Raw genomic sequence first — 24,033 nt, forward strand, 5'->3', positions numbered from 1 at the left:
ATGATAAAATAAATCTCGTAAAAACATCTTAAATCATAAGGAGAGCATATGTTAATAGAGAGTATATCATGGCTATTAGGAAAAGTGCAACGACTATTGTTCCCAGAGCTTGAAGAGATTTGTACCGACCCCATAACCGAAAAGCAAAAGCATTTAATTACAATCCTGGAGATAGTTCAAATAGAAAAGTATATGTGGTGGGTAGATAATCAATGTAAAGGGCGTAAACTTAAAGAAAGATATGCTATTGGCAGGGCATTTGTGGCTAAAGTCGTCTATTGTACTGTAACTGTCAATATTTTTCAAGCGACTTTTTTTACTCTCCACTATCTGTATTTATGATATAATACAACCGAGCTGTTATAGAAAAAAGTAAAGACTAAAGATGAAACAGACAAAAATAACCGCTGTCTTTGAGATACCTGGCAGCGCAGGGATGAAGGCCCTTATCCCATGCATTATGGCCAGGGATGTATTGTTTCAGCGAACACAGGACTATGGCCTGGTTTAAGCGCTCAAAAGACATCAGCACACAGAAACGGGTCAACATTCCCGAAGGACTCTGGGTCAAGTGCAATAGCTGTAAGGAGATAGTCTATCGTAAGGAACTGGCAAAGAATCTGAGAGTCTGCCCAAAGTGCGCCTACCACTTCAGACTAGGCGCCCGTGAGCGTATCAACATGCTCATAGACAGCGGCACGTTTGTTGAGCTGGATGCGTCGCTGACAAGTGCCGATCCGCTTGAATTCACAGACACCATATCATACAATGACCGTCTCCTTAAGAACCAACAAAAAAGTAACCTCAAAGAGGCCGTTGTCACTGGCACGGGAACCATTAACCGACTGCCCATAGCAATAGCCGCTATGGATTTCTCTTTCATGGGGGGCAGCATGGGGTCGGCGGTGGGGGAGAAGCTCGTGAGGGTCATCGACGCTGCCGCGGAGGGCAACACACCCCTTGTGGTCTGCTGTGCCTCCGGAGGGGCTCGGATGCAGGAGGGCATCTATTCACTGATGCAGATGGCGAAGGTCTCTGCGGCCATAGGCAGGCTGCGCAACAGGGGGCTTGTCTATATCGCACTGTTGACCGATCCGACCTTTGGCGGGGTCAGTGCGAGCTTTGCCATGTTGGGCGATGTTATAATCGCAGAGCCAAAGGCCCTTATCGGATTTGCCGGGGCAAGGGTCATCCAGCAGACCATCAGTCAACAACTACCCGCTGACTTTCAACAGGCAGAGTTCCTCCTCAAAAACGGACAGATAGACATGGTCGTCAACCGCAAAGACCTAAAACTCACCATTACAAAGCTGTTGAGGATTCTGAAATCGCTTTAAGGAGAAGCCTGTGATCGGGTTTCCTTGTAGAACGGATACTTTTTTTTGTTACTGTAAATATTTCTGTGATGATAGAAGGTTACGCATTATGGGGTCAAGGGGACTGGTCCCCTTGCAGGGGGTTCTGAAGGGGCCAGGTGCGACCTGGAGCGACAAGAAGCGGAGCCGCCCCTTTCTTTTTTTTGAAACGTGCTATATATCATCACAGGATTTTTTACAGCAGGCTTTTTTTTAATGAGCGTGAGACAAACTTTTATTAATTGATTTTGTTGAAAGTAATAGGTTAGTATAGGGTATAGATATTGGAAAATACAACTATATAAACAGGTGAGACAAATGAGAGAAAGAATCGAAATCAATCCGAACATTCACTTTGGTAAACCTTGTATAGCGGGAACAAGGATTACCTTGCAAAATGTCCTTGAACTGATAAGGGAAGGCTTAAGCTTTCAAGAGATCATACATGATTATTATCCCGATCTTCAGCCTGAGGACATTCGTGCCTGTATACAGTATACTATCGATTTGGTGGCCTCGGAAGAAATACATATAACAGCATCGGTATGAACTTTCTGTTAGACCAGGATGTGTTTGCCGTTACCAGTAGATTTCTTAAAGAATTAAAGCATGATGTTATTACAGTTTCCGACATAAATATGTCCAGGGCATCCGATATAATACTGTTAAAAAAATCTCAAGAGCAGCAACGGATTTTCATAACACGAGACAGAGATTTTGGCGGGCTTGTTTTTGTAGAAGAATTAGGCTGTGGAGTTATCTACCTTCGTGTATTGCCTTCAACTATAATTTCAGTTCATAAAGAAATTGAAACAGTCTTGACCTCTTACTCTGAAGATGATTTAAAATCGGCATTTGTTGTGATAGAACCGGCACGACACAGATTTAGAAGAATTAAAGAAAATCATGATAAGATATTGTAATCGTTCAGTCAAGCCTGCACAAGAAGGGGTCAAGGGGGCTTCTTTCTTTTCTTAGATGAGTTACGATAAAGCAATAGATTATCTGTATGGCCTGCAAAAGCACGGGATCAAGCTGGGTTTGGCTAACATTTCAACCATTGCGGAGGTACTGGGGCAACCGCAGCGGGCGTTTTACTGCGTGCACGTGGCCGGAACAAACGGCAAGGGGTCAACCTCTGCCATGATAGCAAGCATCATCAGGGCTAATGGCCTTAAGACGGGGCTTTTTACCTCCCCACACCTCGTTCGGTTCACCGAAAGGATACGCGTTGACGGCGTGGAGATAACCGAGGAAGAGGTTGTATCGCTGACTCGGGAGATACGGGAGGCTCTACGCAGTGAGCAGGGATTGCGGGTGACGTTCTTTGAGTTCGTGACGGCAATGGCATTTTTGCATTTCAAGAGCCAGGGTGTCCAGTGGGTCGTCCTTGAGACAGGTATGGGCGGACGCTACGACGCCACAAATATAATAACGCCACAGTTGACCATCATCACCTCCATCAGCGAAGACCACAAGGAGTTCCTGGGCAATAGCATAGCAGATATAGCAGCCGAAAAGGCCGGCATCATAAAGCCCGCCGTTGAGGTCATCACGGCCTGCCGCGATGAGATTGCCCTTGAGGTGCTCAAGGCAGCCGCCAGGGAGAAGGTCAGCGATATTGATGTCTACGGGACGGACTTTGATGTCTCTTCGGTGAGGGCCGGCGTCGATGGTACGACCCTTGATTACCACGGACATGGCACCTACAGGCGTATGGAAGTGCCGTTGGTTGGCGCCCATCAGGCCGAAAACGCAGCCTGCGCCATCAGGGCATGGGAGGTCCTCAGCCGCAAGGGGCATCTTGCCGGGGATGAGGGCATCTTACGTCGGGCATTAAAGGGCGTGGCGTGGCCAGGCAGGTGTGAAATGACCTCGTTCGATGGCGTGCCCGTCCTGTTGGATGGCGCCCATAATCCAGACGCCATGCGTCAGCTTGCAGCAACGCTGAGGGACGTGTTCCTAAACCCCAAAGACCAAAAACCACCTTTTTTGCGGATCATCCTCATTATCGGAACGATGTCGGACAAGGACAAGGACAACATCATAGTGCCAATCCTGCCCGTAGCACACACGGTTATCTTCACGTCGGCCAACTACCCCCGCGCAGAGAGGGCAGAGCGCCTCCTTGCCATTGCACAGGCCATGTTACCGGAGATGAATGGGGCGTTTCACTCCACTGACTCGGTGCGGGATGCCCTTGCGTTGGCCCGGACGTTGTACCAGGCCGGTGATCTCGTCGTAGTTACGGGATCGTTCTATACCGTCGGGGATGCCAGGGAGGTCATCGGAGGGGAGGTCGTATCTCTGAAGAGCCTCACGGAATCTACGGGGAAGCAGAAGTAATGTGAATAACTTCCAGGAAAAGGCAAACTTCATCGAGCAGGTTGCAGATGACATATTACGCGAGACGTTCAAACGACACGAATACGGGGACGTAATCCTGCCGTTTGTTGTTCTCAGACGCCTGGACTGTGTACTTGAACCCAGAAAGGATGCTGTAATTACAACCTATAATAAGTTCAAAGATAAGCTCGCTGACACTTCCCCTGTTCTATTAAGTGAAAGCAGTGCAGGGTTTTTCAACACCTCTGTTTATGACCTCCGGAGACTCTCTCAGGATTCAAAAAACCTTGAGCTTAATTTCAATAATTATATAAACGGCTTCAGCAAGAACGTCTCTGACATAATGGAGAACTTCCAGATAGACAAGGTGATAGCCAAGCTCTCCAAGGGCAACCTGCTTTTCATGCTGATTAAAAAGTTCACCGAAATAGACCTTCATCCCAAAAAGGTTTCCAATCACGAAATGGGGTACATATTCGAGGAGCTGCTTAGGAGATTTTCCGAAATGTCAAATGAGACAGCCGGAGAGCACTATACCCCTCGTGAAGTTATCCGCCTCATGGTGAACCTCCTATTTGCCGAACATCGGGATGCCATCAAGGGTACGGGCATTGTCCGTTCCATTTACGACCCTGCATGTGGGACAGGTGGTATGCTCACTATTGCGAAGGAGTATATACTCTCCATAAATCCCAAAGTTGAGACATACCTATACGGGCAGGAGATAAACCCTCAGTCCTATGCAATTGCAAAGGCAGACCTCCTTATCATGGGGGAAAAAGACGAAAACATAAAGTTTGGTTCGAGCTTTACGTATGACGGCTTTAAAAGTAGGCGGTTCAGCTTCATGCTAAGTAACCCTCCCTTTGGTGTGAGTTGGAAGAAGGAGCAGGAGACAATAGAAAATGAGGCTAAGGACCCTCACGGGAGGTTTTCCGCCGGACTTCCCAGGGTGAGTGATGGGGCATTGATGTTTCTCCAGCACATGATCTCCAAGGTGGATAAAACCGGAAGCAGGATAGCCATTATATTCAACGGTTCACCTCTGTTCACAGGGGATGCAGGTTCGGGGGAGAGTAACATCAGGAAATGGATCATTGAAAACGATTGGCTTGAGGCCGTCATTGCCATGCCCACTGAGCTTTTTTACAACACGGGGATTGCCACCTACATATGGATTGTCACCAACAAAAAGCCTAAGCATCGTAAAGGCAAGGTTCAGCTTATCAATGCCGTGGGATTCTATGAAAAGATGCGCAAGAGTCTGGGTAACAAGAGAAGCTACATCTCTGATGAACATATACGAAAGATAACGGAGATATACACGGAGTTTAGTCAGGACAGGTACTGTAAGGTATTCAATAACAACGAGTTCGGGTATACGAAGGTCACCGTAGAGCGTCCGCTTATTGAAAATGGCAAGGTGGTAAGGGATAAGCATGGCAATCCTAAGCCGGATAGCTCCTTAAGGGATTCTGAGAAGGTGCCTCTTACCGAAGACATAGACGAGTATTTCAGGCGTGAGGTGCTTCCCCATGTGCCTTATGCGTGGATGGACAGGGGCAAGGACAAGGTGGGGTATGAGATAAGCTTCACCAGGTATTTCTATGAATATAAGCCCCTCCGGTCACTTGAGGATATAAAAAGGGATATCCTGAAACTTGAGGCAGAGACCGAAGGGATGCTGAAAGAGATTTTAGAAGAATGAATCGTTATCCGAAATACAAGGACAGCGGGATTGAATGGCTCGGAGAGATACCGGAGCATTGGGAGGTGAAACCTCTGAAACATATTGCAGATATTGTTTTAGGAAAAATGCTTACACCAGAAGACAAGGGTGGTTATTTATTAAAGTCATATTTGAGAGCACAAAATATTACATGGGAGTATGTTGATACTACTGATATTAAGGAAATGTGGTTTTCCAAACAAGAACTAAAACAGTACCTAATAAAGAAGAATGATCTTCTAATCAGTGAAGGGGGAGAAGTAGGTAGAACTGCTATTTGGAACGATGAGATAGATGAATGTTACATTCAAAATTCTGTTCATAAGGTAAAAATTAATCATCCAAGTAATCCAAGGTATTATTTGTACCATTCTGAGGCATATGGTAAGGGTGGATATTATGAAACACAAGTAAATAAGGTTAGCATAGGCCACCTTACCAGAGAAAAATTAAAGGACATACGATTTCTATTTCCACTTAAAGATGAGCAAACCGCCATTGCCTCCTACCTCGACCGCAAGACCCAGCAGATAGATAAACAAATTGAAAATGAAAATCAATCCATTGCCCTCCTCCAGGAATACCGCACCGCCCTAATCTCCAATGCCGTTACGGGCAAGATAGACGTAAGGGATACGGTAAACACATGAGTTACCGAAACTACATCGAACAGGACTTTGAAGACCACATAGAAGAAAGCCTCCTGTCCTCCGGTTACCACAATCGCCTGTCGAAGGACTATGACCGTGAAGCCTGCCTCTTACCTGCCGAGGTCCTGGGATTCATCCAGGATACCCAACCGAAGGAATACGAAAGGCTCCAACTGCAATACGCAACAGAGACACCCACTAAACTGATATACCGCATAAGTACGGAGATATCCAAAAGGGGGACGCTCCATGTCCTACGCAAGGGCGTCTCTGACCGGGGGGCAAGGTTTAACCTTGTATACTTTAAACCAAGCAGCGGGATGAACCCTGAACATACAAGGCTTTACCAACATAATCGCTTTTCCGTAGTCAGACAACTAAAATACAGCGCCAAGAACAAAAAATCAATAGACATTGTGATCTTCATCAATGGACTGCCCATAATCACGATGGAACTTAAAAACTCCCTCACAGGTCAGATGGTAGATGAGGCAAGGCAACAGTACCGGAAGGACAGAGACCCCAAAGAACCGCTCCTACAGTTTAAGAGATGCCTTGTGCATCTTGCGGCAGGCAATGAGCAGGTATTTATGACAACAAAACTCCAGGGGAATAAGACCTTCTTCCTGCCCTTTAACAAGGATACGGAAAACCCCGTCAATCCAAGTGGGCATAAGACGGCCTACCTCTGGGAAGACATCCTGACCCCTGACACCCTCCTCAGTATTATACAGAACTACCTGCATATCCAGAAAAAGACCGAAAAATACTACGACAACCAAAAAGGACTTCAGGAGCAAGAACACGAGGCATTTATATTCCCCCGATACCATCAGCTTGATGTAACACGAACCCTCATCGATTGTGTTAAAGCGGATGGCGTGGGGAAAAGCTACCTCGTACAACACTCGGCAGGTTCTGGGAAATCAAACTCGATAGCATGGCTTGCCCATCAACTGGCAAGTTTCTATCAGAAAGACACGGACAAAACGCGCCTCTTTGACTCCATTGTTGTTGTCACAGACCGGAGGATACTTGACAGACAGCTCCAGGATACAATCAAGCAGTTTGAGCAGGTAGAGGGCGTGGTCTGTAAGATAGACGTCAATTCCACACAACTGAGAGCGTCCCTTGAAGCCGGAAGGGATATTATTATAACCACCCTCCAGAAGTTTCCGATGATTTCTCAGGGCATAGCTCAACTGAGCGAGAAGCGCTTTGCGGTAATCATAGATGAGGCCCATTCAAGTCAATCCGGCGAGGGGGCTAAACACCTGAACAAAACCCTCTCCACCACCATAGACAAGGCAGAGGATGAGGACAAAGAGGATTTCGATCTTGAAGAGGAGATCATAAAGGAGATTAACGCACGGGGTAAACAGGCCAACATCTCATACTTTGCCTTTACCGCAACCCCAAAGAATAAGACCCTGGAGCTATTTGGCAGGAAAACCCCTGAGGGTGGCTTTGAGGCTCACCATATATACTCCATGAGACAGGCAATAGAGGAGGGGTTCATCCTTGACGTGCTTGGCAACTATACAACCTTCCAGAGATATTTCAAGCTCAAGAAGAAATACGAAGCAGACAAGGAATACGAAAAGAAGAAGGCCGTTGCACTTCTTACAAGCTACGTAGACCTTCAACCACACGCCCTGGGAAAAAAGACGGCCATTATGCTTGACCATTTCCTCGCACATACCGTCGATGCCATACAGGGCAGAGGCAGGGCAATGGTGGTAACCCGTTCAAGACTCCATGCCGTGAAATACTACCTTGAGTTTAAGAGGCAGATGGAAGGCCGTAGCCTTACCTTCAAACCCCTTGTAGCATTTTCAGGAACGGTGAAAGACCCTGACAGCGCCGCTGAATATACCGAGACGGCCTTAAATCAGCTCTCCGCTAAAGTAAGCATCCCCGACGCCTTAAAAACCCCTGACTACCGGATTTTAATCGTTGCAGAGAAGTTCCAGACCGGATTTGATGAACCCATGCTTCATACCATGTATGTGGATAAAAAGTTGGAAGGAGTTCATGCCGTCCAAACCCTGAGCAGGTTAAACAGAACAATGAGAGGGAAGAGCGAAACCATTGTCCTGGATTTCGTAAATGATTCCGAGGATATCTCAAAGTCCTTCCAACCCTACTATCAAACCACCATGCTTGAAGAGGAAACCGACCCCAATAAGCTCTACAACATACAGGCCGAGCTTGAAAAGTTCAACCTGTACACAAAGACCGATGTTGATGAGTTTGCCGCAATATTCTTTAACGAAAAGGCAACCAAGGAGCTTTTGCAACCGATACTTGACAGGGCTATAGAAAACTGGAGACAACGCACTGACAATGAACGTGAGGATTTCAGGGGCAGACTCAAGAGCTATTTCCGGCTTTACGGTTTCCTGTCACAACTGATTACCTTTACGGATACAGACCTTGAAAAGCTCTATGTCTTTACCAGGCTCTTAAACAGGAAACTTCCCCCAAGAGATAACAAGATACCTTATGAAATACAGGATGCCGTAGACCTTGAATCGTTCAGGATACAGCAGACCTTCAAGGGTAAGATTGCCATAGAGAAAGGAGATGGGGAGGTCAAACCGGCAAGCACGGATACCCCTGCAAAGAAAGAATCAGAAAAAGACCTTCTCTCCAACATCATCAAGACTCTCAATGATGCCTACGGTATCGAGATCACGGAAGAAGACAAGGTTGATGTTGAAAACATGTACCGGAAGTACCAGGAAAATCAGGAGTTGAAAGCGGTCATAGAGGCCGACAATACCGAGCAGGATAAGGAGTCAAAATCAGACACGGTGATAGAAGCTCTCCTTATAGATTTCATAAACACCAAGATAGAACTCTACAGGAAACTCTCCCAACCACAGGTCAAGGCGCATATAAAGCGAGAATGGTTCGACCAAATCGCCAATCTTAACAGGCAAGGCCATTCAGTCTACCATGTTACACCGTAAGTCATTGAATTCTTTAGTTTAGAGAAAGCCGAGCAGCACTACGATCAACTTTTTTTCTATTCCGCTCAAGTGCGATTGTCCTGGTTGTTTAGCCCCCTTGACAATGACACCTCCGGATGTGGTATGGTAGAAAATGTGACATTGTCAATACATACCGGAACCTTAATTAACGACTTTCATAATCTGGAGGAACAATGGCAGCAGATGAGCATTCATTTGACATCACGTGTGAGGTAAACCTGCAGGAGGTTTCAAATGCCGTTACACAGGCATTGAAAGAGCTATCGACGCGGTTTGACTTCAAGGGCAGCAAGAGTGAAATAGACATAGACAAGGCAAACAACGTCCTGAGTGTCGTCTCCGATGACGAGTACAAGCTAAAGAGCGTGCTGGACATCCTGCAGACAAAGCTCGTAAAGCGCGGTGTTGCCCTGAAGGCCCTTACCTACGGCAAAATAGAGCCGGCAGCAGGGGGAACCGTACGACAGAAGATATCCCTCCAGCAGGGTATCCCCATTGAAAAGGCAAAGGAGATCACCAAGCTCGTCAAGGAACTTAAACTCAAGGTTACAGCCGAAATCCAGAACGACCAGGTACGCATCAGGGGCAAGAAGATAGACGACCTGCAAAATATCATCTCCCGCATCAAGGACAAGGACTTTGGCATACACATCCAGATATCCAATTACAGATAACGCAGCAGATGTCATGCCAACACCAACCCCCCCGACAACCCCACTATATTTCAGATGAGGCAATTGGGACACTCGTCAGAGTAAGGGCGTTTATGTTATACTGAACCTAATAATATCGTTAAGGAGTTGACACGTTATGACAGAGACGCTTAAGTATGATGACAAGGGGCTTATTCCGGCCATCATCCAGGACGCAGAGGGTGGTGAGGTCTTAATGGTTGCCTATATGAACGAGGCCTCATTAGCTCAGACGCTGCAGAGTGGTTATACCCATTTTTGGTCGCGTTCGAGGCAGAAGTTCTGGAAAAAGGGCGAACAATCAGGGCACGTCCAGGAGGTAAAGCAGGTGCTGGTTGACTGTGACAACGATACCCTGCTGATCAAGGTAATCCAGCATGGCCCCGGGGCCTGTCACACCGGGCACAGGAGCTGCTTCTACAAGGATATCAACGGGCATGAGCTTGCCGCAAAGGTCTTTTCCCAAGAACAGGTCTACGGTAAATAGCCCGGATGTTTAAGCAAGGGGGTTTGACATGAAGAGGTTTGTGGTTTTAATCGTGGCGCTGTATTGTTTTTCGGCAGTGGTGCTACATGCCGATTGTATCAAGGGTAACTGCAAGGATGGCGTTGGTACGAAGGTCTTCCCCGATGGCAGCACGTATGAGGGGGAGTTCAAGGACTCGCAGATGGATGGCGCCGGTACCCAGACGCTAAAGGACGGCAGAAAGTACACCGGCACCTTAAAGAATGGCAAGCGAGAGGGTAAGGGTGTTTATCTGTTCCCCGATGGCGGCAGGTTTGAAGGCGAGTTTGTTGATGACAAGCGTGTAAAAGGCAAATTTGTCTGGGCTAACGGCGATAAGTACGATGGTGAGTTTAAAGATGATGCCATTACCGGCAAGGGTACCTATATGTATGCCGATGGGATGAAGTACGAGGGTGAGTTAAAGGACGGGAAAAAACACGGAACTGGTACCCTTATCTATCCCGATGGCAAGAAGATTACCGGCCAGTTTAAGGACGACAAAAAAGAAGGTAAATTCACCGTAATCTACCCCGGTGGTGCTCAAAAAGAGCTCAACTACTAACCCCCTTTTTGACCTCTCCTGACAATATGTGACAATAACACACACAACGAAAATGTATACACAGGGCACCGACATTGAGCTACAGGGTCAGGTGGAGCGGCTCACCTACTGTAACGAGGAAAACGGGTTTACCATAGCTCGGCTTACAGTGCCGGGACGTCGTGACGTTGTCACCATCTCCGGGGCGCTTCCGGGGATTAACGCCGGAGAGGAGTTGCGCTTAAAGGGGGAGTGGGTTAACCACAAGAAGTACGGGATGCAGTTTAAGGTCAACTCTTACCAGTCGGTCACCCCGGCCACGACTGAGGGGATAAAGCGCTACCTGGGGTCCGGGTTGATCAAGGGTATTGGTCCGGTGCTGGCCAAGAGGCTGGTTGATCGGTTTGACGACGAAACGCTCAACGTCATCGACACACACGCAGAACGTCTGAAGGAGGTTGAGGGCATCGGTGATAAACGCGTGGAAAAGATTCGCTCTGCCTGGGCACAACAGAGGGATATCAGAGATATCATGATGTTTCTGCAGGGCCACGGGGTAAGCGCAACCTATGCGACAAAGATATTCAAACAGTACGGAGGCAGCGCCATCAAGCGTGTCAGGGACAATCCCTACCAACTGGCCACCGACATACACGGCATCGGCTTCATCACGGCAGACAAAATAGCACAAAAACTGGGCTTCAGCAAGGACTCCGAACTTCGTGCCGCTGCCGGCATTCTCTATGTCCTGTACGAACTCTCAAACGATGGCCACGTGTACTACCCCTACGAGCTATTGATGGCCCACTGTGGCAATGTCCTGGAGGTCGGAGGCGAAATACTCCTGGAGCCTTTTGACGCCCTGGTCGGCGACAACAAGTTGATCGTTGAGAGTTTAGCCGCCGCAGACCCTGCTGACAGTCACCGGGGGGTGTATCTGGCCAGGTACCACGTATCAGAGTGCGGGATTGCCGCCGCCCTGCTGGGACTAATGCAGGTAGCCAAGTTTCTGAGGGCCTTCTCCGTTGACAAGGCCATAGCGTGGGTTCAAAGCGAGCTTTCCATAAGTCTGGCCGATAACCAGGTAGCGGCAGTCAAGGCCGCCATTGCCCACAAGGTACTCGTCATCACCGGCGGTCCCGGCACCGGCAAGACCACCATCATCAACGCCATCATAAAACTCTACCAGCAACTGCACCAGCGAGTGCTACTGACCGCCCCCACTGGCAGAGCTGCAAAGCGTATGCAGGAGTCCACCGGTTGCGATGCCAGGACGCTTCACCGGTTGCTGGAATTCAGCCCCAAGAGCGGGACGTTCAAGCGCAATGAGCAGACCCCCCTTGACGCCGACCTCGTTGTTGTTGATGAGGCATCCATGATCGACACGGTACTGATGTACCACTTCCTGAGGGCGGTGCCAAGACGTGCAACCCTGATAATCGTTGGCGACACGGACCAACTGCCATCCGTGGGGCCTGGCAATGTCCTGGCTGACATCATCAGTGCCGGGACGGTCCCAAGCGTCAGGCTCAAGGAGATATTCAGGCAGTCGCAACAGAGCCGGATCGTCGTAAACGCTCACCGCGTAAACATCGGCGAAATGCCATCCCTGAGCGGCAATCTGACCCCTCAGCAGGACTTCTGTTTCATAGAAGCCGAAGACCCCGAGGTAATACTCAAACACGTAGTGCAACTGTGCAAGGACACAATCCCTCAGAGGTACAGGCTCGACCCCATGAGCGATATCCAGGTGCTAACTGCCATGCACAAGGGCACACTGGGCGCCACTACACTCAACGCACAATTGCAACAGACACTAAACACCTCAACCACCGAACTCATACGCGGAGGCAGGGTGTTTAAGGTCGGCGACAAGGTCATGCAAACCGTCAACAACTACGACAAGGACGTCTACAACGGCGACATAGGCGTCATACAACGGATCAAAGCCGTAGAGCACGAACTCATCGTGCAGTTTGACGGCAGGGACGTGACCTTTGACTTCATAGACCTCGATGAAATAGTCCTGGCCTACGCCATCTCAATCCACAAGGCCCAGGGCAGCGAATATCCTGCCGTGGTAATACCCATACACACGCAACAGTTTATAATGCTCCAACGCAATCTACTCTATACCGCCATAACCAGGGCACGACGCCTTGTAGTCCTGGTTGGCAGCAAACGCGCCATTGCCATCGCCGTAACAAACAACAAAACAAAGAAGCGTTACACATACTTGAAAAATAGATTGCTGTAATGGTTCAATGTAAAAATACCGGAGGTTACCCCATGGGGGGCGGCTTATGGGGGGCGGCTTTTTAACTCTGCATCAGTCAGCAGACCTAAAAGCCATCAGCTATGTTTTCCAGGACACTATAGGCATCATCTTTAAAGTCTTTGACGTCAAGGACATCTATGTGCAGGTCTGTCAGCACTTTTTCGTGTGTCTCTATAAAGTCATCGTCGGTCTGCACAGGAGCCGTGCCCGAATAACCATAAGAGAGGCATATGTGTTCCGCCAGAATCAGGATTGCCCATAATTGTCTGATTTCTTCGTAGTTTGCAGTACTTGTTGAAACGTCTATCTCTCTGGAGTGATGATTTCTTATTACCTTGAAATACTTATCTCCGATCCCCCACGTCTTTACTATCAAGCTGCCTATGTCTGCATGGTTTGAATTGTACTTCTCCTCCTCATGCTCAATCACTTCAATGGCGCTGGACATGGCATGATCGGCAATAGTCTCATAATCCGGAAATCTCTTCAAAAACAGAGGGATTGCACAGTCATGAAATAACCCTACAAGGTAAGCACTGTCAACGTACTTAGGGGCTCGCTTACTCGCAATGTAGCCACAGACCGTAGCTCCGGCAACAGAATGTTTCCAAAACTTCTCGCTGACAATACCGGAATCCTTTAAAGAACTTTGCATGGCTACGGATAATACCATGTTGGTAAAGGCATTCAGCCCCAGGACATTCAGCGCCCGTTCTACACTGTCTACCTTGCCGGAGGCATACACCGGCGAATTTGCCAACTTGATCAACAAGGCTGAAATGGATACATCCTTCTTTATATGCTCTATCATTTTGGTTAAAGATGGCTTTGGTTTTTTCAATTCACTGTACAGCTCGGTGACAATCTCAGGACAGGGCGGTATCTTCATGTTCGTTATAGATACTTGCTGACCCTTTGGGTCCCCAGGTGGCCTTTTCTTGATTTTTTCAAGGAATGGTTTGAGTTTCTGTTCTATAACGTGATTTTCAACCGGTTTCATGATATATTCCGTCACGGAGGCATTGAGGCAGACCATAATACTTTCTCTGTCACGGCGCTGGGTAATGATTATGAAAGGTACATTTGAAATCCTTATGTCCTGTCTCACCCGGACAAGCAACTTGTGGCCATCGACATATTCATAGTCCCAATCGCTCACTATGAGTTCGTAGGTATTGTTCTCTGCCAGTTTTTTAATGGCGTCCGTATCGTTATAGACGATATCAAAGGCTACATCTGGAAAGCTATGTTTAATATAACCCTCTATAGCCTTGATAATTGGCATTGAGTGTGACACTATCAGCAGCATATGATAATCTCCGGTATTAAAGTAATCAACGTTGAGTTTTTGTCAAGCCTTTTGCCTCCAGGGGCAATGGTGTCATTATACAATATGCAAAATCACCCGTAACGTCTGCTAAAACAAATCGGCCTTTCCACCACACAGCTCTATCAGGTGAGACATGGCCTTGCCGACCTTTTCGGCAGAGTTTTCAGAGTTGCATATAAAAATCGCACTTTCTTCATTGGCTTCTGTTTTAACGCCTCGTTTGTCGTCCTGATAAGAGACATGTATTGCTTTTACGGATTTTTTCCTTTCTTTTTTATCCTCTTTTGAGTTGAGTTGAACGCCTACATTGCTAAAATCAGTGTATATAACGAGTATTGGGTCAATACCATTTTTAACCATAGCAGGGTCCATCTCTTTTAAAGGTACTATGTATTTTCTTTGCAGTTGTCCAAACTGATTGGTGATTTCCACGATAAATGTGCAGTCGTCCTTTTCATCGAGGTAGACCCTGCTTATTACATTGTTTGCAATCTTCATATTGTCACATTTTTCCTGAACAAAGGCAATAGTCTCTTTTTTTGTCGGCTTGTCTTCAGTAAACGCAGCCGCAGAGCAATAAAGCATAAGGGCCGCGGTTAATGGGACAACTCTGAACAAAGCCATATAAAGACTCTTTACATTTGCACTTTCCATACAAACCAAACTCCTTTAATATTCAAGCGTGTCGTTTTAAGATACTAAACCTGTACCTCTAATGCTATTGTAACATGTTGTCTCAATATAGTCAAATGCCCCGGACTATCACAGTGGCGCTATCAAAAGAACATTGACATCACGAACAATACAGTCAGGGCTACCATTATTATAGTGGTAACCCATGCGATCCAGTTAAATGCCCTGCCGTTTACGTAGTCTCCCATCAGGTCTTTTTTGTTGATGAGCATCAGCATAAAGACCAGGACAAATGGCAGCAAGATACCATTGACCACCTGAGACATCCACATGACGGCTATAAGCGGGATTGTCGGCACCAACACGATCATGGCGCCAATGACGATAAATACGGTATACAATGTCATGAATATGGGTGCATCACGAAAACTCTTGTTGACGCCGGCCTCAAAGCCCATTCCTTCGCAAATGGAGTATGCCGTTGCCAGGGGCAGTATGGAGGCAGAGAACAGGGATGCGTTGGCCAGGCCAATCCCGAAGAGGATCGACGCATAGCGTCCGGCCATGGGTTGGAGGGCTATGGCAACGTCCTTGGCGGTTTCGACGTGGACGCCGGTCTTAAAGAGCGTGGCCCCACAGGTGACAATGATGAACAATGCTATTATGTCAACCATGAAACAGCCAAAGACAACGTCTATGCGGGATGCCCAGTAGGTTTCTTTTTTTATCCCCTTTTCGACCACGGAGGATTGCAGGTAGAACTGCATCCACGGTGCTATTGTGGTGCCGATCATCCCGATTAGCATCACAATGTAGGTCGTGTCAAAGCTGAAGGATGGCCTGAACATCTCCGTTGCCACTTGCGACCACTGTGGTTTTGCCATAAACGCAGCCGGTATATACACCAGGTAGACAATGCATACGGCCAGAAAAATCTTTTCGACGACCTGATAAGTTCCCTTCACGACGAGCAGCCAGACAATCAATGCCCCTACGGGAACGGAGATATACTTGCTGATTCCAAACAGTTCGTTACTGGCGGCCCACCCGGCAAACTCTGCTGCCGTGTTGCCGATGTTGGTCACAGACAGGGCCAGCATGAGCCAGAAGGTTATCTTGACGCCATAATTTTCGCGTATGAGTTCGGCCAATCCCTTGCCGGTAACCACTCCCATCCGTGAAGACATCTCCTGGACCACGATGAGCGCTATTGTTATCGGTATAAGAGACCACAACAGGGAATAGCCAAAGTGAGCACCTGCAAGGGAGTAGGTTGTAATCCCACCGGCGTCGTTATCAACGTTGGCCGTTATGATCCCTGGGCCTGCGATTGATAGGAGTATTATAAAGTTTCGCCAACGATTCGTCATAAAAATCTCACTTGCCGCGATACAGAGTTGACCTCTCTGACACAAAGAACCAGCGATACTATGGTGATGAACATGGGGGTGCATTGCTGAAGATACCCGGCAGGAGCGAAGAATCAGGCGAGCATTTTATTAATCAGATTGACAGCAAACAGCACTCCCTTACAGATATCGGCATACAGCCGGAACTTTATGTCCGTTTATAGGTCGGCCCTCACTGCCATCCATGGTTCTTACCTCCTATGAATTCTTTAATACTAACTCTGATGTATGTTACAAAAAGCAAACCAATAAAGTCAAGGAGAGGTCTCTCGTCTGTCAGTGACAATCCCCCTGACAACTGCAAGTCGTGCTACCCTTTGATTTCGCAAACGCCTCCCTGCCCTCCCTGTAAGATAGGATTGCTATCCCTACAGCACCGATGGAATCTATGGCTCCAAACCCTGTGGTCTCATAGCCAATGCTTGAAATGATAAGTACCACGGAGAAATACATACACGCCTTTGAACAATTGGCATCCGCTATCAGCGCCTGGGAATTATATTGCCTGCCGATTTTAGTCTTGTAGTGGATAAGCAGCCACATTGACATGATCGACACGGCAGAAACAACAATACCCCAGAAAGTAGTCTCAGGCTTTTTCCCTGTATAAATATCCACAGAGGCAGTAGCGAGCAGTCCGACAGCCAAACAATAAAATGCCCAACCCGTGATCCGAAGGGCCGTTTGTTCAAAGGCATCATGATTACTGACGTCAGCTTGCTTCATGCGGTACACCATATGCCATATCCCAACCCCTGATATGACCTCTACATATGAATCCATGCCAAATGCAAATAACGCAAGCGTCTCATCCTGCAGGCCAAACAGTACGGAGACACAACCCTCAATAATATTATAGACTATGGTAATGATGGCAAGAGCCGCAGCCCACTTGTAAAATGCGTCCTTTTCATTTACTGCCTGCTGCAAGACGCTATCCTGCGGCCAGTTTCAGGATGGCGTTGACTGTGGCAGCGGCGATGCTGCTTCCGCCCTTTTTGCCCACGGAGGTGATAAAGGGATGCCTGCACTCCAGCAGCATGTCCTTGGACTCCTCGGCGCTGACAAACCCCACCGGCATGCCAATTATAAGGTCTGGCGGGCAGGTGCGACCTGCAGCGACAAAGAAGGTGGGAACGTCATCAATGATCTCCAGGAGCTTAAGCAACGCAGTTGGGGCATTGCCGATGGCCACGATCCCGATGTTAGAGGGCGCCGAAAACGCACGCACCATCGCACACTCAGACCTCGTCAGCGACAACCTCGTCGCCTCAGCCGCCACATCGGGGTCTGAGATGTAGCACACCACCTTGCCGCCAAAACGCTCAAGCAGCCTCTTGTTTATCCCCGCCTGCACCATATGCACGTCAACCAGGATGTCCTTACCGGCACGAATCGCACCTATACCGGCCTCAATGGCACGGGGATGAAACCGGATGGTGTCCTCAAAGCCAAAATCACCGCTGGCGTGTATAACCCGCTGGACGATGGCAAGCTCCGCCTCCGAAAACGAACGCCGCAACCCGGCCCGTATAATCTCAAAACTTTCATGCTCTATCTGTGCACCCTTGTATGTCATACGATCTCCAGTCTTACATAGGAAAAATACTTGGCCATGGACACATCCGTGTCCTGATTGGATGATATCTTCAACGTAACCCGTTGCAGTTTGCCACCCCTGAGGCGGTAGAACTTGTTGGATGAAATGAGGTTCTCCGTCTTGTGTCGTGAAAACGTGTTGATGCTCTCCCTGAAGAGGATGTTTCTGGCGTGACCACCCATGATGACGTGCCCGTCGGAACCAAACAGGAATATCTCCTGGTCCTCCCGGAGGTCGTCGATGTTTTCGGCTATCTTGTCCCAGCCCCAGGGTTGACCGTTGCCGTCCTGTAACACGCCATCCTTGATAATCATATATCCGCCGGCTATCCGGGGCAACCGGTCAGTGGTAAAGATGCCGTTGTCCAAAAACAGCGTCTCACCGATGTGTCTGATTTCGCCGCGTATGAAGCCGTTGTGATGGGCAATGTGCACCCACTTTTCCACGTACTCCACCGTGCCGTTAAACATCCCCTCGCGGATGTACATCATGCCAACCCGTTCTATTGTACCGTGTATAATGCCACTTGTGACTATATTGAGATTGCTCAGGGTGCCAATGTTACCCAGAAATAACGTGTTCTCCACCCACAGAGAACCGTCACTGAGCACCTTCTCTCCTACCTTCTGGATGTTCAACAGCTTGTCCTTAAAGGAGATTATCCGGTTTTTGAGAATAATGCCGCCATACACCGTGATGTCGTCACCCGATACCGTTACCTCCTTGAAGTTACCAAAGCCGGAGAAAAGCAAGACCTTTTTTTTCCTGATCTTCACGTGTCTGGGGGGAAACACCTTCTCCAGTTGTAGCAACGTGTTCCTGAGACTCCTTGTATCTATCTTGTCTACCCACGGCAGGAGACTCCAGAGGTAGTATAACAATAGTATTAATCTGTTAAGTAAAGCCATATTAACTCCATTGATTCATTATAGTATATTTCTGCATTATTTTAAAACACCAGGGAATAAATGGGTGCATAAATTTGGTTCCTTCTCATTTCATATGGATAACTAAGAACCCTCCCCTAACCCCTCCCATAAAGGGAGGGAGGATGGATACGCCTCGTATACCCCTCACTTTTTGACTCTGAAGAGGCGCTGTCCACACTCAGACGTATATGGCCGAGGCTATGGGGATTGAGTTGTCAATCGTTACTCAGGAGGTTCTTTTTCTAAGCTGATCGTTAAGCATTTCGGCATATCGGTTGATCTTTTCAAGATGCTTTTTCCGTAGTTCAGCGGAGGTCTCAGAGAGGGCTTGCCTGGTAGTTTCAAGCATTTCATTAACAAGCTTAACATTTTCTTTGTTTATTTCCTCTGCGGATTTACTGTTGATTATCGCATCGTTTTTCATCTGCCTCGATGTCGATACAATCATCTTATGCTTATACAGAGCCATTTCAATGCCTGAACGCAGGTCACGCTCGTGAAACGGCTTTAGAATGAATCCGAAAGGTTCCGTCAACTTGGCTCGTAGCAGGGTGTTATCATCAGAGTTAGCCGTAAGATAGATCACGGGGACCCTGCCCTCCTTCTGTATGGTCTGAGCGGCCTCTATGCCATCCATGTCTCCTTTTAGCCTTATATCCATCAGCACTAAATCGGGATGCTTATCCTTAGCCTCCTTAATGGCAATCTCACCCGTTGATACCACTGCACAGACAGCGTACCCAAGCCTTTGAAGTCTGGTCTGTATCTCTAATGCAACAATGCCTTCATCCTCTACGACCAATATCCTGACCTTGTCTGCTTTTTCGTCAGAGATACCTTTGACGGCTTTATAAAATTCACACTGCTTACAAGTTCCAAAGGCCTTAACACAAGGGACTACTTCCTTTTGTCCGCTAAGAGTCCCCACTACAAGCCAGCATCGCCTCTCTGCATTCTGTATCACAGCCTTACAAAGACGCATTATCTCCGCGGGACAGTTTAAGAATTCCCAACACTTAACGCCCACTTTCTTTTCCGTGCCTATGCCGTCAGCCAGACTATACAGTTCTTTAAATAAACGAACCAATTTATCAGGGTTAAACCTGTTGTCTTCCGTCATACTATGAATTCTCTCCATTTCTTTTTTGCTCTCTGAACGTTACCCTAAATTCAGTCCCCTTGCCTCTGTTAACCTCTAACGTACCATCAAGCTGCTCTGTAAGTGTGCGTACAAGCTGGAGGCCTAATGACGCCGTGTTGTTATCTATATCCATATCCTGTGGGATACCCACTCCATTGTCGCTTACCACAAGCACGAGGGAGTTGTTGCCTTTGACGGACATCTCTATACGGATTTCTCCCGATATGTTATCGGCAAAGGCATGCTTTAAGGAATTCGATACAAGTTCGTTTATGATTAGACCACATGGTATGGCCGTGTCAATACCCAGACAGATATTGTGGCTGTTGAACACAAGCCTTATCTTGTCGTCTTCTATGCCGAAGGAATAAAAGATATCCGTAGCAAGCTCCTTTATGTACTGACCAAAGTCTATAGTTGATATGTCCTTCGATTTATACAGTCTTTCATGTATCAGTGCCATAGACATTACGCGATTGCGACTTTCAATCAGGGTTTGTCGTGAACTGGGATCGTCAACATTGACAGATTGCAGGTAGAGCAGGCTGCATACTACCTGCAGGTTGTTTTTAACCCTATGATGCACCTCTTTCAGAAGCATCTCCTTATCCCGGAGGGTCGCCAGGATTTGAGTCTCTGCTTCCTTTTGTTTAGTCATATCTATACCAATTACTACCACACAGGGTTTTGCATCTATAACGACTAATGAACAGACGAAATAATAGGGAATATGTCTGTTATCCCCTGTATAAAGACATGCTTCATATGTATAGAGCCATGGTTTATTGTCCAGTGTAGTATCATCAATAACATTATCGATCACTTTCTGTGTTATGTGTCTTACACGATCTCTATCCTCCTCAATAATCAAATCAAGCGCACTCATAGCGTTTATATCATTGATCTGGTATTTTGTCACTTCTTCCAGGTTGTTATTCCACATCAACACGTTATTGTTGTGATCAAAGATATAAAAGATACCTGGCAAGGTGTCAATTATCACCTGCAGTTCTTTCATCTTCTTATGTAATTGCAAACGCGCATGATTCAGTTTATCCTTCATTTGATTTAATGTGTTGGACAATATACCTATCTCGTTATCAGAACTCACCTCTACCGTATGAGACATATCACCCTCTGCAATACGTGATGCCATTTTCGTCAAATCACTTAACGGATGTGTTATATGATTAACAAGATAAGTTATTGCCAATACAATGAATGCTATCAACAGAGTATAACCCATAATAATATAATTCCTTAATCGGATCAAAGGTTCCATAAATTCCGACCTGTCAATCTTAACAACAAGCCCCCAATTCACCCTTTCTAAGTAACGGACAATACCAATTACTTCCACCCCTCTATAATCACGTGCAATAGAGAAGTTGGCTTCTTTCCTGGACAATGCTTTATTTATAAGGATTTGCGTATCCAATTTTGATGCCTTACGGATAAAGGCAGCTTTTTTGTCATGTCTGAGGGGCACTATAAACAAAGCATCTCCATTTTCATCCTTTTTACCTAATACCGTCTCTCCAGTTCTACCAAGTCCGGTATAATCGTTTGTAATACCAAGCAGGTCTACCCCGTCCACTATTGCAGCAACAACGCCAACTAGCCTACCTTCCATCAGCATTGGACAAGAGTACCAAAAGTCAGGTCCATTGCCATTAAAGGTATCAATATAACCACATTTCTTAGTACCTTCTGTAAAATATTTTGATTTGTTATCAATATTGCCTATCTTTGAGCTGTCTGTTGAAAAAAGAATTTCACCTCTCGGATTCAATATTGACACCTCATGAAACAATGGAATGTTATCTGTCACTTCATATAACACTGCCATTGTTTCAGGCATTAATTCTTTTTTTCTTGTTTTATCATACATATATATCATCTTTTTTATATTTGGTCTATACGACAGCATCTTGATATTATCCGAAAACTTGTCAAGCAATAAGTTAATTCTTGCCTCCTGCATGGATGCAACTCCTTGAAATTGATTTTCAATAGATTTCATCAGAGTATTAGAAACTAACCTATACTTTATTATTCCGTTTAAGGATATTGGAATAATCGATACTGCCAATATCACAATGATGAATTTATTCCTCAGCTTCATTGCCTGACTAATATACCTTGAGATAGTGTACAAAGAAACGGTAGGATTGTCAAGGTACAAAGTTAAGACATGTCAGAGTGTCCGCTTGATGCGCCAATCCTACTGAGGCGTGAGCTGATGATCACCAACAACAATCGAACCTGCACGTACTTTTGGCGGTTCAGCTATTTTATTTTCCAGTCTTTCATATATCCTGTTCACACGATTAACCCAAAATCTGGCAGACTCCTCATTACCAACGAATCCAAGGAAATGTTTTACCGGTTTTTTTTGTCTCCAATGCAAAAGAGAAATTCCAAACTTACCTTCAATAAGTTCTAACTCAAATTTTATGACACCAGATGGCGTTAGCACAAACCCGTGAATTCTATCATCTCCCTCCCCTTCACAAAGGGTAACCAACCCATCAATTGCATGAACAATAATTGCATATGGCGTATCCTCAAGATGAATAACGCATCTGTTTTCCTCAAATGTTAGTTTCTCTATATTTTTTTCTCTAACCATACTTTTTCTATCCTTGTGTGGTACGATAGCCCCATATTGCTTTTTCAACATACTTAAGTCGTTTAGGGTGGTCACAGGTTATAAAACAGTCATTCTCTTTTGATTTTACAAGTGTTTTTATTGCCCAGGATGAACAGTTATCATCCCTGCTTCGCTGTAACCCTACACCGACACTCATTTCTTCTATCTTTTCATCCATACTGGTCATCCTTTAAGATAACAAGCTTGACTTTACCTCTTTATTATAATACATGTTATCTATGAATAGTCAAGGTACAGTTACCGGCAATTTTGCCGATGAGACATTGCCAGGTAGCTCACCCCTCCCCTTGCAGGGGGATCTGAAGGGGGGCGGAAGAGGTGGGGCACCCCTGCTACAAACCGCCCCTTTCTTTCTTTTCTATCGCTGCCAACAGCTCATTCCTGGTTCTTGGCGTTTTCGCCATGCCGCTAAAAAAGCCCTTATTTCTCAGCTCATCGCAGACGGCAAGGACAAACGGCTTCGATATAACGCCGTCCTGTAACAGGGCACCATTGCTGAAGACCTCTGCCGGGCTGCCCTCCGCTGCCTTTGTGCCATCGCAGATGACCACGACGTTGTCGGCCCAGGCATAGGCCAAGTCTGCGTCGTGCGTGGACATCACCAGTGTTACCCCATCGCAGGCCAGGGCGTCGAGTATCTCAACGAGCGATCCAACATGGGCGGCATCGAGACTGATGGTAGGCTCATCCAGGACGATTACCCCGGGCTGCATGGCAAGGACTCCGGCTATGGTTACCAGCTTCTTCTGGCCAAAGCTCAACAGATGTACGGGTTTGTCCTTGAGGTGGGAGATACCCGTTGCCTTTAACGCCCAATCCGTGCGCTCTGTTACCTCCTTCACCGTCAAGCCAAGGTTCATGGGGCCAAAGGAGACGTCTTGCGCCACGCTGGCAGAGAACAACTGCCGGTCGGGGTCTTGAAATACCACCCCTACGCACTTGCGCAACTGCCTCAAAGAGTTGCGGTCATAGCCGAACTCCTTGCCTTTGAAGAACAGCTTGCCTTCTCTTGGCTTTAGTATTGCGTTGAGGTGCAGCAGGAACGTGGATTTACCGGCGCCGTTTGGGCCGATTATGGCCGTCTTTTTGCCGACTTCCAGGGCAACGGTCAGACCCCTTAGGGCCGCTGTGCCATCGGGGTAGGTATAGGTTAGGTCCTTGGCTTGAAGGATGTATTGGCTCATTTGATATGCTCCGCCGAAAAAGAAGAAAGAAAGGGGCG

25 protein-coding genes are annotated in these 24,033 nt (G+C 47.0%); 14 read left to right on the plus strand and 11 right to left on the minus strand.

Features of this window, described 5'->3' with window-relative positions:
• Positions 1 to 48 precede the first annotated feature (48 nt).
• From Mcas_RS00685 to recD2, 13 genes are all read left to right on the plus strand, one after another.
• A complete protein-coding gene (locus Mcas_RS00685; RefSeq protein WP_040333369.1) occupies positions 49 to 342 on the plus strand; it encodes a hypothetical protein in 294 nt (97 codons plus the stop codon).
• A gap of 43 nt (positions 343 to 385) precedes the next feature.
• Entirely contained in the window at positions 386 to 511 is a 126-nt protein-coding gene (locus Mcas_RS18945) for a hypothetical protein (protein WP_268748978.1), read from the plus strand.
• Positions 498 to 1,337 carry an acetyl-CoA carboxylase, carboxyltransferase subunit beta gene (accD, locus tag Mcas_RS00690; protein WP_040333371.1) on the plus strand — a complete coding sequence of 280 codons (840 nt, stop codon included), beginning with the start codon at positions 498 to 500 and terminating at the stop codon, positions 1,335 to 1,337. Before Mcas_RS18945 ends, accD begins: the two co-directional genes overlap by 14 nt.
• Positions 1,338 to 1,673: 336 nt before the next feature.
• Positions 1,674 to 1,904, plus strand: a complete 231-nt coding sequence (locus tag Mcas_RS19075) for a DUF433 domain-containing protein (protein WP_040333372.1) — start codon at positions 1,674 to 1,676, stop codon at positions 1,902 to 1,904.
• Positions 1,901 to 2,278 carry a DUF5615 family PIN-like protein gene (locus tag Mcas_RS00700; protein ID WP_040333374.1) on the plus strand — a complete coding sequence of 126 codons (378 nt, stop codon included), beginning with the start codon at positions 1,901 to 1,903 and terminating at the stop codon, positions 2,276 to 2,278. The genes Mcas_RS19075 and Mcas_RS00700 overlap by 4 nt, the downstream gene beginning before the upstream one ends.
• 55 nt (positions 2,279 to 2,333) lie before the next feature.
• Positions 2,334 to 3,701 (plus strand): bifunctional folylpolyglutamate synthase/dihydrofolate synthase, encoded by a 1,368-nt coding sequence (locus tag Mcas_RS00705; RefSeq protein ID WP_052566643.1) that lies wholly within the window; start codon positions 2,334 to 2,336, stop codon positions 3,699 to 3,701.
• 1 nt (position 3,702) lies between these two features.
• Complete coding sequence (locus Mcas_RS00710) at positions 3,703 to 5,409, plus strand: type I restriction-modification system subunit M (protein ID WP_040333375.1); 1,707 nt, start codon at positions 3,703 to 3,705, stop codon at positions 5,407 to 5,409.
• Entirely contained in the window at positions 5,406 to 6,080 is a 675-nt protein-coding gene (locus Mcas_RS00715) for a restriction endonuclease subunit S (protein ID WP_040333376.1), read from the plus strand. Before Mcas_RS00710 ends, Mcas_RS00715 begins: the two co-directional genes overlap by 4 nt.
• Positions 6,077 to 9,055, plus strand: a complete 2,979-nt coding sequence (locus Mcas_RS00720; protein WP_040333377.1) for a type I restriction endonuclease subunit R — start codon at positions 6,077 to 6,079, stop codon at positions 9,053 to 9,055. The genes Mcas_RS00715 and Mcas_RS00720 overlap by 4 nt, the downstream gene beginning before the upstream one ends.
• 194 nt (positions 9,056 to 9,249) lie before the next feature.
• Entirely contained in the window at positions 9,250 to 9,750 is a 501-nt protein-coding gene (locus Mcas_RS00725) for a YajQ family cyclic di-GMP-binding protein (protein ID WP_040333379.1), read from the plus strand.
• A 136-nt stretch (positions 9,751 to 9,886) separates the two neighbouring features.
• On the plus strand, positions 9,887 to 10,255 hold the full coding sequence (hisI, locus tag Mcas_RS00730) for a phosphoribosyl-AMP cyclohydrolase (protein WP_040333381.1): 369 nt from the start codon (positions 9,887 to 9,889) through the stop codon (positions 10,253 to 10,255).
• 28 nt (positions 10,256 to 10,283) lie between these two features.
• Positions 10,284 to 10,838 carry an MORN repeat-containing protein gene (locus tag Mcas_RS00735; protein ID WP_052566644.1) on the plus strand — a complete coding sequence of 185 codons (555 nt, stop codon included), beginning with the start codon at positions 10,284 to 10,286 and terminating at the stop codon, positions 10,836 to 10,838.
• Between the two features lie 52 nt (positions 10,839 to 10,890).
• Positions 10,891 to 13,074, plus strand: coding sequence for an SF1B family DNA helicase RecD2 (recD2, locus tag Mcas_RS00740; protein ID WP_040333382.1), 2,184 nt, complete (start codon positions 10,891 to 10,893; stop codon positions 13,072 to 13,074).
• An 85-nt stretch (positions 13,075 to 13,159) separates the two neighbouring features.
• Here the strand turns inward: recD2 and Mcas_RS00745 are convergent, their stop codons facing one another.
• The 3 genes from Mcas_RS00745 to Mcas_RS00755 form a co-directional block, all read right to left on the minus strand.
• Positions 13,160 to 14,404 carry an HDOD domain-containing protein gene (locus Mcas_RS00745; protein ID WP_040333384.1) on the minus strand — a complete coding sequence of 415 codons (1,245 nt, stop codon included), beginning with the start codon at positions 14,402 to 14,404 and terminating at the stop codon, positions 13,160 to 13,162.
• A gap of 108 nt (positions 14,405 to 14,512) precedes the next feature.
• Positions 14,513 to 15,079: a hypothetical protein gene (locus Mcas_RS00750; protein WP_040333386.1), complete on the minus strand. Its 567-nt coding sequence runs from the start codon at positions 15,077 to 15,079 to the stop codon at positions 14,513 to 14,515.
• A gap of 122 nt (positions 15,080 to 15,201) precedes the next feature.
• Positions 15,202 to 16,428 carry an Nramp family divalent metal transporter gene (locus Mcas_RS00755; RefSeq protein ID WP_040333390.1) on the minus strand — a complete coding sequence of 409 codons (1,227 nt, stop codon included), beginning with the start codon at positions 16,426 to 16,428 and terminating at the stop codon, positions 15,202 to 15,204.
• Between the two features lie 11 nt (positions 16,429 to 16,439).
• Here Mcas_RS00755 and Mcas_RS17920 point away from each other — a divergent pair, with 11 nt between their 5' ends.
• On the plus strand, positions 16,440 to 16,631 hold the full coding sequence (locus Mcas_RS17920) for a hypothetical protein (protein WP_156032963.1): 192 nt from the start codon (positions 16,440 to 16,442) through the stop codon (positions 16,629 to 16,631).
• A 112-nt stretch (positions 16,632 to 16,743) separates the two neighbouring features.
• Here Mcas_RS17920 and Mcas_RS00760 read toward each other — a convergent pair whose 3' ends face one another.
• The 8 genes from Mcas_RS00760 to Mcas_RS00795 all read right to left on the minus strand — a co-directional run bounded on the left by Mcas_RS00760 (position 16,744) and on the right by Mcas_RS00795 (position 23,995).
• Positions 16,744 to 17,397 (minus strand): cation efflux transmembrane domain-containing protein, encoded by a 654-nt coding sequence (locus Mcas_RS00760; RefSeq protein WP_040333392.1) that lies wholly within the window; start codon positions 17,395 to 17,397, stop codon positions 16,744 to 16,746.
• Positions 17,398 to 17,401: 4 nt separating this feature from the next.
• On the minus strand, positions 17,402 to 18,046 hold the full coding sequence (locus tag Mcas_RS00765; RefSeq protein ID WP_040333394.1) for a precorrin-8X methylmutase: 645 nt from the start codon (positions 18,044 to 18,046) through the stop codon (positions 17,402 to 17,404).
• Positions 18,043 to 18,975 carry a hypothetical protein gene (locus Mcas_RS00770; RefSeq protein ID WP_156032965.1) on the minus strand — a complete coding sequence of 311 codons (933 nt, stop codon included), beginning with the start codon at positions 18,973 to 18,975 and terminating at the stop codon, positions 18,043 to 18,045. The genes Mcas_RS00765 and Mcas_RS00770 overlap by 4 nt, the downstream gene beginning before the upstream one ends.
• A 247-nt stretch (positions 18,976 to 19,222) precedes the next feature.
• A complete protein-coding gene (locus Mcas_RS17270; protein ID WP_200873597.1) occupies positions 19,223 to 20,116 on the minus strand; it encodes a response regulator in 894 nt (297 codons plus the stop codon).
• Position 20,117: 1 nt separating this feature from the next.
• On the minus strand, positions 20,118 to 22,262 hold the full coding sequence (locus Mcas_RS15940) for a histidine kinase dimerization/phosphoacceptor domain -containing protein (RefSeq protein ID WP_052566645.1): 2,145 nt from the start codon (positions 22,260 to 22,262) through the stop codon (positions 20,118 to 20,120).
• A 99-nt stretch (positions 22,263 to 22,361) separates the two neighbouring features.
• On the minus strand, positions 22,362 to 22,769 hold the full coding sequence (locus Mcas_RS00785; protein WP_040333398.1) for a hypothetical protein: 408 nt from the start codon (positions 22,767 to 22,769) through the stop codon (positions 22,362 to 22,364).
• A gap of 7 nt (positions 22,770 to 22,776) precedes the next feature.
• Positions 22,777 to 22,968, minus strand: a complete 192-nt coding sequence (locus Mcas_RS00790) for a hypothetical protein (protein WP_156032967.1) — start codon at positions 22,966 to 22,968, stop codon at positions 22,777 to 22,779.
• A gap of 175 nt (positions 22,969 to 23,143) precedes the next feature.
• Entirely contained in the window at positions 23,144 to 23,995 is an 852-nt protein-coding gene (locus Mcas_RS00795) for an energy-coupling factor ABC transporter ATP-binding protein (protein WP_040333402.1), read from the minus strand.
• Positions 23,996 to 24,033: the final 38 nt, after the last annotated feature.

This window comes from Candidatus Magnetobacterium casense, assembly GCF_000714715.1.
Lineage (GTDB): Bacteria > Nitrospirota > Thermodesulfovibrionia > Thermodesulfovibrionales > Magnetobacteriaceae > Magnetobacterium > Magnetobacterium casense.

Bases quoted from the DNA above. Each gene is read 5' to 3' on its own strand.
- hisI (WP_040333381.1), top strand. From the start codon at position 9,887: ATGACAGAGACGCTTAAGTATGATGACAAGGGGCTTATTCCGGCCATC.
- Mcas_RS00795 (WP_040333402.1), bottom strand. From the start codon at position 23,995: ATGAGCCAATACATCCTTCAAGCCAAGGACCTAACCTATACCTACCCC.
- Mcas_RS00700 (WP_040333374.1), top strand. From the start codon at position 1,901: ATGAACTTTCTGTTAGACCAGGATGTGTTTGCCGTTACCAGTAGATTT.
- Mcas_RS00725 (WP_040333379.1), top strand. From the start codon at position 9,250: ATGGCAGCAGATGAGCATTCATTTGACATCACGTGTGAGGTAAACCTG.
- Mcas_RS00785 (WP_040333398.1), bottom strand. From the start codon at position 22,769: ATGGTTAGAGAAAAAAATATAGAGAAACTAACATTTGAGGAAAACAGA.
- Mcas_RS00735 (WP_052566644.1), top strand. From the start codon at position 10,284: ATGAAGAGGTTTGTGGTTTTAATCGTGGCGCTGTATTGTTTTTCGGCA.
- Mcas_RS00765 (WP_040333394.1), bottom strand. From the start codon at position 18,046: ATGACATACAAGGGTGCACAGATAGAGCATGAAAGTTTTGAGATTATA.
- accD (WP_040333371.1), top strand. From the start codon at position 498: ATGGCCTGGTTTAAGCGCTCAAAAGACATCAGCACACAGAAACGGGTC.
- Mcas_RS15940 (WP_052566645.1), bottom strand. From the start codon at position 22,262: ATGAAGCTGAGGAATAAATTCATCATTGTGATATTGGCAGTATCGATT.
- Mcas_RS00685 (WP_040333369.1), top strand. From the start codon at position 49: ATGTTAATAGAGAGTATATCATGGCTATTAGGAAAAGTGCAACGACTA.
- Mcas_RS19075 (WP_040333372.1), top strand. From the start codon at position 1,674: ATGAGAGAAAGAATCGAAATCAATCCGAACATTCACTTTGGTAAACCT.
- Mcas_RS00715 (WP_040333376.1), top strand. From the start codon at position 5,406: ATGAATCGTTATCCGAAATACAAGGACAGCGGGATTGAATGGCTCGGA.
- Mcas_RS00745 (WP_040333384.1), bottom strand. From the start codon at position 14,404: ATGCTGCTGATAGTGTCACACTCAATGCCAATTATCAAGGCTATAGAG.
- Mcas_RS17270 (WP_200873597.1), bottom strand. From the start codon at position 20,116: ATGACGGAAGACAACAGGTTTAACCCTGATAAATTGGTTCGTTTATTT.
- Mcas_RS00770 (WP_156032965.1), bottom strand. From the start codon at position 18,975: ATGGCTTTACTTAACAGATTAATACTATTGTTATACTACCTCTGGAGT.
- Mcas_RS18945 (WP_268748978.1), top strand. From the start codon at position 386: ATGAAACAGACAAAAATAACCGCTGTCTTTGAGATACCTGGCAGCGCA.
- Mcas_RS00720 (WP_040333377.1), top strand. From the start codon at position 6,077: ATGAGTTACCGAAACTACATCGAACAGGACTTTGAAGACCACATAGAA.
- Mcas_RS00705 (WP_052566643.1), top strand. From the start codon at position 2,334: ATGAGTTACGATAAAGCAATAGATTATCTGTATGGCCTGCAAAAGCAC.
- Mcas_RS00750 (WP_040333386.1), bottom strand. From the start codon at position 15,079: ATGGAAAGTGCAAATGTAAAGAGTCTTTATATGGCTTTGTTCAGAGTT.
- Mcas_RS00790 (WP_156032967.1), bottom strand. From the start codon at position 22,968: ATGGATGAAAAGATAGAAGAAATGAGTGTCGGTGTAGGGTTACAGCGA.
- recD2 (WP_040333382.1), top strand. From the start codon at position 10,891: ATGTATACACAGGGCACCGACATTGAGCTACAGGGTCAGGTGGAGCGG.
- Mcas_RS00755 (WP_040333390.1), bottom strand. From the start codon at position 16,428: ATGACGAATCGTTGGCGAAACTTTATAATACTCCTATCAATCGCAGGC.